This is a genomic window from Pseudoalteromonas sp. G5_S1_54_S4 (assembly GCF_054968565.1).
Map to the genome: position 1 here is coordinate 1 of NZ_JBQKUL010000077.1, position 8,349 is coordinate 8,349.

The following is an 8,349-nucleotide window of genomic DNA, read 5'->3' on the forward strand; positions in this document are numbered from 1 at the left end:
CTGGATATTTGAACGATAGGTGCTAAAAACACAACATAACTATCAATTTATTAACAATAAACGCGAAACTTAAGCCTTTAAGCATTGTATCAACTTGAATAAGCTTTATTAAAACACTCGCAACTAAGATGATCATAATGATCACTAGCAATAATCTACCCGAATAGATCCCATATATAACAAAGTCTGGAAAATAAGACGCTGCAGCTAGCATACTGTTAATGTTACTACGGTGAATTGAAGTAGGTAAGAGTGATACCACAGTATTAATAAAATCACGGCTATTAATAGTGCCTACCTGAAGGTGGCTTTTGTTTATGTGTATTAGCAAAGCCTTAATATAAGTAGGAGTTACTGTTGCTCTATTTTAGGCAAAATAAAGCCCCGCATTTGCGAGGCTACTATTTATGCTACACCGTATTGATCCCGGTAAGCTTTTACCGCGGCTAAATGCTCATCCATAGTTCCTTGAAGCTCTAGGTAACTAATTAAATCAGCCAATTTAACGATTGAAGTAACTTGAGTATTAAAGTCACGTTCTACTTCTTGTATAGCAGAAAGCTCTGCTTTACCTTTTTCTTGACGATCAAGTGCAATTAAAACACCACTTAAATCTGCGCCATTATCCGCAATTATTTCCATTGACTCGCGAATAGCTGTACCGGCGGTGATCACATCATCAACTAACATGATCTTACCTTTAAGTTCAGATCCAACTAAGCTACCACCTTCACCGTGTGCTTTTTTCTCTTTACGGTTAAAGCAATAAGGTACATCTTTATTATAATGATCTGCTAACGCAACTGCGGTTGTTGTTGCAATTGGAATACCTTTATAAGCAGGACCAAATAGTACATCATATTCAATTGCTGCATCTTCAAGTGCCGCTGCATAAAAGCGACCTAAGCGCGCTAAGTCACGACCTGTATTAAACAAACCCGCATTAAAGAAGTAAGGGCTAGTACGGCCAGACTTTAAAGTAAACTCGCCAAACTTTAATACCTGCTTTTCTAAAGCAAACTCAATAAACTCTTTTTGATATTCTTTCATTGCCAGTTACCTATTTATGCTAGTGCTTGCTTTTGTACATCAATAATTTCACGAATTGAATGCTTAGCGAGTGTAAGTAGCTCATCAAGTTCGTCAAACGAGAAAGGTTCACCCTCAGCGGTTCCTTGTACCTCAATAATTTTACCGGTTTCAGTTAAAATTACATTCATGTCAGTTTCAGCGTCAGAATCTTCTAGGTATTCTAAATCGCTAATCGCTTGGCCTTTATATATACCAACAGAAATAGCAGCGATCATATGTTTAAGTGGGTTTGAGTTAATCATCCCTTTTGCACGCATATACGTTAGTGCATCAACTAGCGCAACGCATGCACCGCTGATAGACGCTGTACGTGTACCACCATCAGCTTGGATTACATCACAATCAATAGTAATTGTGTTTTCACCGAGTGCTTTTAGATCGATTGCTGCACGTAAAGAGCGAGCAATCAGACGCTGAATTTCCATTGTACGACCGCCCTGCTTACCTCGCGTTGCTTCACGACTATTACGTGTGTGTGTTGCGCGCGGTAACATGCCATATTCTGCGTTTACCCAACCTTTACCTTGGCCTTTCATAAAGCGTGGTACGCCAGCCTCAACTGTCGCAGTACAAAGTACCTTAGTGTTGCCAAACTCTACCAATACTGAACCTTCAGCATGCAGAGTATAGTTACGTGTAAACGTAACCGGTCTAATTTGATTAGGTGTTCTTTCGCTTGGACGCATTGACGATCCCCTTAATTCTGAATTTGCCACATTATATGTTGATGTGAATACAGATGCCATGTTGATTTATATTAAAGTGTGTTTAAAAAACACTCAGCAGTGTTAAATTTTCTTTAGAGCTTGGGCAGTGTTACGGTATAATAATCGTAATATTGTATTTAAAAATGTAGGAAAACATCCATGATCCACAGTATGACAGCTTATGCGCGTCGCGAAATAAAAGGCGAATGGGGCACTGGCACCTGGGAAATTCGTTCAGTAAACCAGCGCTACCTTGAAACGTTTATTCGCGCACCAGAGCAATTTCGTGGCATGGAGCCGGTAATTCGTGAGCGTTTACGTAAAAATTTGCAACGCGGTAAAGTTGAAGTATTTTTAAAGTTTGTTGCAAATCCAGCACACGTGGGTGAGCTATCAATTAATGAGTCACTTGCTGAGCAACTAATAAATAGTGCTAAATGGGTGCAGCAACAAAGCAGTGGCGACATTAATCCTGTTGATATACTGCGCTGGCCTGGCGTAATGGAAGCACAGGAGCTCGATTTAGATACCGTTAATAAAGCACTTATAGCGGGCTTTGACCAAGTAGTTGAAGATTTTAAATCAGCCCGTGGCGATGAAGGCGCAAATTTAGAAGAAATGATTGCCACTCGCCTTGATGCCATACTTGAGCAAGTTACTGTAGTAGAAAGTCACTTACCAGAAATAGCAAAGTGGCAGCGTGAAAAGCTTAATCAAAAGCTTGAAGACTTAAAAACCGACATTGACGAATCTCGCCTTGAACAAGAGCTTATTTACCTTGCGCAAAAGCAAGATGTCGCCGAAGAACTCGACCGCTTAAAATCGCACGTAAAAGAAACTAAAAAAATTCTTAATAAAGGTGGCGCATGTGGCCGCCGTTTAGATTTTATGATGCAGGAGTTTAACCGCGAAGCAAACACCCTAGCCTCTAAGTCTATTAATAGCGATATTACTAATGCAGCTGTAGAGCTAAAAGTGCTTGTTGAGCAGATGAGAGAGCAGATCCAGAATATTGAGTAACTTTTTTGGCTTTACCACTCACTTGAGCATAATTAGCTAAATAAAGTACAATATAATAATTGAAGGCTTGAGCTGTTTATAGTTCGAGCCTGTTTATTTTTAGATAGAGAAAATAATGGCACACTCTCGCGGAAACTTATTTATTTTATCTGCGCCTTCTGGGGCGGGTAAATCGAGCTTAATAAATGCATTACTGAAAAAACATGCTGATATGAAAGTATCGGTATCGCACACCACCCGCGCACCGCGCCCTGGTGAAAACAATGCGGAACATTATCATTTTGTATCGGTTGATGAGTTTAAGGCACTAATTGCCAAAGATGACTTTTTTGAGTGGGCACAAGTATTTGACAATTATTACGGTACTTCTAAGCAAGCTATTGAAGAGCAACTCGCCGCTGGCATTGATGTGTTTTTAGATATTGATTGGCAAGGTGCTCGTCAAGTTCGAGAAATAATGAAAGACGTAAAAACTATCTTTATTTTACCGCCGTCAAAGCAAGAGTTAGAGCAACGTTTAAATAACCGTGGCCAAGACTCAGCTGAAATTATTGCCGGGCGTATGGCACAAGCTCAATCAGAAACTTCTCATTACGATGAGTATGACTTTGTTGTTGTGAATGATGATTTTGATACTGCTTTAAGTGAGATAGAAAGTGTTGTTATTGCACAGCGATTAACGCTAAAAGCGCAAACAACGCGTCATCAAACTTTAATTAATGAGCTACTCAAATAATCTAAATTAAGATTAATTAGGTGTTCATGCCCTAAAACAGATAAAAATTAACCACTGGCTATTGGCGAAACCTGCTGCGTGCAGTAAACTACGCCTTTGCTTTTAAATTATTTTGGAGTGCTAAGATGGCTCGCGTAACAGTTGAAGATGCAGTAGATGCAATTGGTAATCGTTTTGACTTAATTTTAGTTGCGGCCCGTCGTGCCCGCCAAATTGCTGTTGGTGGTAAAGACCCACTAGTAGATCCTGAGAACGATAAGCCAACAGTTGTTGCTTTACGTGAAATCGAACTTGGTTTAGTTGATAATTCTTCAATGGATGTTATTGATCGTGAAGAACAACAACACCAAGAAGCGGCAGAACTAGCTGCTGTTGCTGCCATTGTTGGTGGCAACCAATAATCAACCGCCCGGTTTGATTTAGCTAACGGCATAGTATTTCAACTATAGCCGTTGGCAATCCTTTGTTTTCATCGTATATTCGTAACTTATCCTAACTTATTTGCTTCACGAGAACATTGGAGTGTGAATGTATCTTTTTGAAGGTCTTAAAAAGAAAATCTCAAAATACTTGCCAGCAGACGATGTTGAGCTAGTCCAAAAAGCCTATGTGGTAGCCCGAGAGGCCCATGAAGGTCAAACTCGCTCAAGTGGCGAACCTTACATTACTCACCCCGTTGAAGTAACTCAGATACTAGCTAGCATGCACCTTGACCATGAAACGCTCATGGCAGCACTAATGCACGATGTGATTGAAGATACCGATTTTAGCCAACAAGATTTAGCTGAAATATTTGGTGAAACGGTGGCTGAACTCGTTGAAGGTGTGAGCAAGCTTGATAAGTTAAGCTTTAAAGATAAAAAAGAGTTTCAAGCTGAAAACTATCGAAAAATGATTATGGCAATGACCCAAGATATTCGGGTTATTTTAATCAAGTTGGCTGATAGAACGCATAACATGCGAACATTAGGCGCACTTCGCCCTGATAAACGCCGCCGTATTGCTCGCGAAACTCTAGAAATTTATGCGCCGATTGCTAATCGTTTAGGTATTCACGATATAAAAAATGAGCTAGAAGACTTAGGTTTTCAAGCGCTGTATCCAATGCGTCATCGTGCACTTAAATCTGAAGTGGCTAAAGCGCGTGGAAATCGCAAAGAAGTTATTTCAAATATTCAAACAGAAATTGAAGCACGCCTTGAAGAGTCTGGCATAAAGGCCACCGTATCAGGCCGTGAAAAGCACTTATATAGTATTTATAAAAAAATGCTCAACAAAGAGTTACTGTTTAACGAAGTCATGGATATTTACGCTTTTCGTATTGCGGTAGATTCTATGGACACCTGTTATCGCGTACTCGGCGTTGCTCATAACTTATATAAGCCAATTGAAACCCGCTTTAAAGACTATATTGCCGTGCCAAAAACTAATGGCTATCAATCACTTCATACTTCTTTGGTTGGCCCGCATGGTATTCCTGTTGAAATTCAAATCCGTACTCACGATATGGATCACATGGCAGACAAAGGAGTCGCGGCTCACTGGATGTATAAAAAGTCTGGTGACAATGCGGGTCACACTGCGCAGCAGCGTGCTCGCCAATGGATGCAAAGCTTACTAGAATTACAGCAAAGTGCGGGCTCATCGTTTGAATTTGTTGAAAACGTTAAAACCGAACTCTTCCCTGAAGAAATTTATGTCTTTACCCCAGATGGTCGCATCGTTGAACTGCCAATGGGCGCGACTGCGGTCGATTTTGCTTATGCCGTTCATACTGATGTTGGTAATACTTGTGTAGGCGCACGCGTTAATCGAAAACCTTATCCTTTAAGTAAAGCCATTGATACTGGGCAAACAATAGAAATTATTACTAGCTCAGGCGCTCATCCTAACGCAACATGGCTTAACTTTATTGTTACTGGTAAAGCGCGACTGGGCGTACGTAACTACCTTAAAAGCCAACAGCATGAAGAAGCATTATTATTAGGTCGTCGCTTACTTGACTCAGCGCTAGGGGAAAACAAATTTGATAACCTGCCAGCTGAAAATATTACACGAGTGCTTGAAGAGCATGAGCTTTCCTCTACCTTAGAACTGCTAGTAGAGATTGGCTCAGGTAACTTAATGAGTATGCTGATTGCTAAACGCTTGTTACAAAACGACAATGATGATTTAAACGACATCGCAAAGCGTGCCAAGGCAACTATTATTGGTACCGAAGGCATGTTGGTTAATTATTCAAAATGTTGTCGTCCAGTGCCTGGAGACGCTATTACAGCTCATGTCAGCCAGGGTAAAGGTTTAACAGTTCATCGCCAAGAGTGTAAGAACATTCGTGGCTGGGAAAATGATCGTTCAAAATACCTAGTCGTAAAATGGGATGATAATCCAGAAAAAGAATACATTGCGGCTTTACGAGTAGAAATTATTAACCACCAAGGTGCGCTGGCTAAATTAACCAATGTGGTCGCCACTACACAGGCCAATATTGTAGAAATAGCTACCGATGAAAAAGAAAGTAATTTATACGTGATAGACTTAGGGATCACAGTTAAAAACCGTATCCATGTCGCTAATATCATGCGTCGTATACGTGTGATGCCGGATGTACAAAAAGTCTATCGTAAAAAATAAAATAGGAACATCATGAATAAAGCATTTATATCAACGGATAAAGCACCTGCAGCGATTGGCACATACAGCCAAGCAGTAAAAGTGGGCACAGCGGTTTATTTATCTGGGCAAATTCCACTTGTCCCTGAAACAATGGACGTTATATCTGAAGACTTTAGCGAGCAAACACACCAAGTATTTAAAAATATTTGTGCGGTTTGTGAAGAAGCTGGCGGCACCATTCAAGATTTAGTAAAAGTAAATATTTACCTTACTGATCTTTCAAATTTTGCCATTGTTAACGAAGTAATGAGCCAATATTTTAAACAGCCTTATCCTGCTCGCGCTGCTATTGGCGTTCGTGCACTACCTAAAGGTGTACAAGTAGAAATAGACGGCATTATGGAACTTCCTTCAACAAACTAACCTCTATAAGCTATGAGCGCCGCTCATAGCTTTTATTCCAATCTGTAACTACACTTTGATGAATTCTTGACTCAAAACTAAAATTCTAGCACTCTGTAATCACGTTATTTAATTAAACCTTACTTTAGTAGTAGAAAAGGATAACTTGTGTTTAAGCTTGCTCATAATGGCAATGTATTGCTCGATACGAGTAAATCTGCACCCGCCAGTGCTGCTTTTATCATTGAAGCAATTGAACAATCGCCTTACAGCGAGTGTGAAATCAATCATGACGCCATAAATAACTATTTCAGCAGTGCAACACCTGAACGTATCTTAGTTGTTGCAACACGTCATGATGCCACCTTAAGCGTGGAGATAAGTGATGATAAAATGTTAGCCATGGGCACGCTCACTCTTGCTAAAGGGGGAGCAACACTGAGTTTTGATGAAGCTAAAAAAGAATTAGTTAAAGCGCACGTTGCGAGAGGTTATAAGCAAGCATTTTTAGAGCAACTTTTACAAAAGCAATTTGAGCTTCCTCCGGGCTCTGTAGTTAGCGGGCCACTTGCTAAGGGACGTTTACCTACTGACGGCCAAGATAGCAAATTTAAAGCCATGGTTAAAACCTTAAAAGACCGCCTTAAAGCACCCAAATTAAAAGAAGACGGTAGTGTTGATATGCGTGATTTTGGTAAATTAGCAAGTGTTAAACCGGGTGAATTACTAATCCAGCAGCAACCAGCTACTCCTGGTCAAGAAGGATTTACCGTGATAGGTGATGTTTTACCAGCCAAACCAGGGCAAGTTCATGCCCTAATTGCAGGTGAGGGTACTGAAATATCAAAAAATAACCCGATGGAATTACTTTCAACTATTGCCGGCGTGCCTGTTGAAATAAATAACGGAATGCGTGTTGACGATATTTTCACTGTTAACGATGTGTCTGTAAAAACAGGCCATATCGACTTTGAAGGTAGTGTAATAGTTAGTAAAAATGTAGAGCCAGGGATGAGGATAAATGCAACAGGTGACATTACCGTTTTTGGTACAGTCGAATCTGGAGAATTAACCGCCGGTGGCGATATACTTGTAAAACAAGGGGTGATTGGCCATCAAAAGCCTGAAGATAAATCACTATCTTGCAGAATAATTTGCGCAGGTGATATGCATGCCTCACACTCTCAATATTGCTACATTGAAGCTAACAGCATATTGCTTGACCGCCAAGCCAGCCACAGCTCAATGAAAGCAAAAAATATAATTCAAATTGGTCAATCAGAACTACCTAAAGGAAAGTTATTTGGAGGTGAAATTTTAGATGCCACTAAACTAATTGCCGGAGAAATTGGTAACGAATCAGGGGCTAAAATGGCAATTAATTTAGCCGCTTCAGCTACTCAAATGACCAAAGATATTGATAAATATTTTAGTGAATTAACAGCTGCAAATGAGCAGGTTGATAGCTTACAAGCTGCATTAGAAAAAGCAGATTTAATTAAAGATGCTGATAAAAAAAGCGAGCTCATAAATAAGATTGGATCAACTCAGATACATCATAGTCAACAAGCAGAACAATTAGAAAAGCAGGTAGCAGGTTTAGAGCAAAAACTGAATACGTTACTCGATGAAGCCATGTTGACTGTGAATAGCGTTTTACATTCGGGTGTAGAGATCCATATCTTCAATAAACTGCTTAAAACGACCCGTAACTTCCCACCGAGTAGTGTTAAGTTAGAGAATAATAAAATAGAAATTGAATTTAAAACTTAATAA

At 39.9% G+C, this 8,349-nt stretch carries 8 protein-coding genes; 6 read left to right on the top strand and 2 right to left on the bottom strand.

Going from position 1 to position 8,349, the window contains the following annotated elements; genetic code table 11:
* Positions 1-405 precede the first annotated feature (405 nt).
* On the bottom strand, positions 406-1,050 hold the full coding sequence (pyrE, locus tag ACTRWE_RS18275) for an orotate phosphoribosyltransferase (protein ID WP_054202965.1): 645 nt from the start codon (positions 1,048-1,050) through the stop codon (positions 406-408).
* Between the two features lie 14 nt (positions 1,051-1,064).
* A complete protein-coding gene (gene rph / locus ACTRWE_RS18280; protein WP_008111261.1) occupies positions 1,065-1,778 on the bottom strand; it encodes a ribonuclease PH in 714 nt (237 codons plus the stop codon).
* A gap of 180 nt (positions 1,779-1,958) precedes the next feature.
* Here rph and ACTRWE_RS18285 point away from each other — a divergent pair, with 180 nt between their 5' ends.
* From ACTRWE_RS18285 to ACTRWE_RS18310, 6 genes are all read left to right on the top strand, one after another.
* Complete coding sequence (locus ACTRWE_RS18285) at positions 1,959-2,819, top strand: YicC/YloC family endoribonuclease (RefSeq protein WP_462880452.1); 861 nt, start codon at positions 1,959-1,961, stop codon at positions 2,817-2,819.
* 115 nt (positions 2,820-2,934) lie between these two features.
* Positions 2,935-3,555, top strand: coding sequence for a guanylate kinase (gmk, locus tag ACTRWE_RS18290; RefSeq protein WP_273001576.1), 621 nt, complete (start codon positions 2,935-2,937; stop codon positions 3,553-3,555).
* A gap of 125 nt (positions 3,556-3,680) precedes the next feature.
* Positions 3,681-3,956, top strand: a complete 276-nt coding sequence (gene rpoZ, locus ACTRWE_RS18295; protein ID WP_008108220.1) for a DNA-directed RNA polymerase subunit omega — start codon at positions 3,681-3,683, stop codon at positions 3,954-3,956.
* A 127-nt stretch (positions 3,957-4,083) separates the two neighbouring features.
* A complete protein-coding gene (gene spoT, locus ACTRWE_RS18300) occupies positions 4,084-6,189 on the top strand; it encodes a bifunctional GTP diphosphokinase/guanosine-3',5'-bis pyrophosphate 3'-pyrophosphohydrolase (RefSeq protein ID WP_013466063.1) in 2,106 nt (701 codons plus the stop codon).
* A gap of 12 nt (positions 6,190-6,201) precedes the next feature.
* A complete protein-coding gene (locus ACTRWE_RS18305) occupies positions 6,202-6,594 on the top strand; it encodes a RidA family protein (protein ID WP_013466064.1) in 393 nt (130 codons plus the stop codon).
* 147 nt (positions 6,595-6,741) lie between these two features.
* Entirely contained in the window at positions 6,742-8,346 is a 1,605-nt protein-coding gene (locus ACTRWE_RS18310; RefSeq protein WP_273001575.1) for a DUF342 domain-containing protein, read from the top strand.
* Positions 8,347-8,349 lie beyond the last annotated feature (3 nt).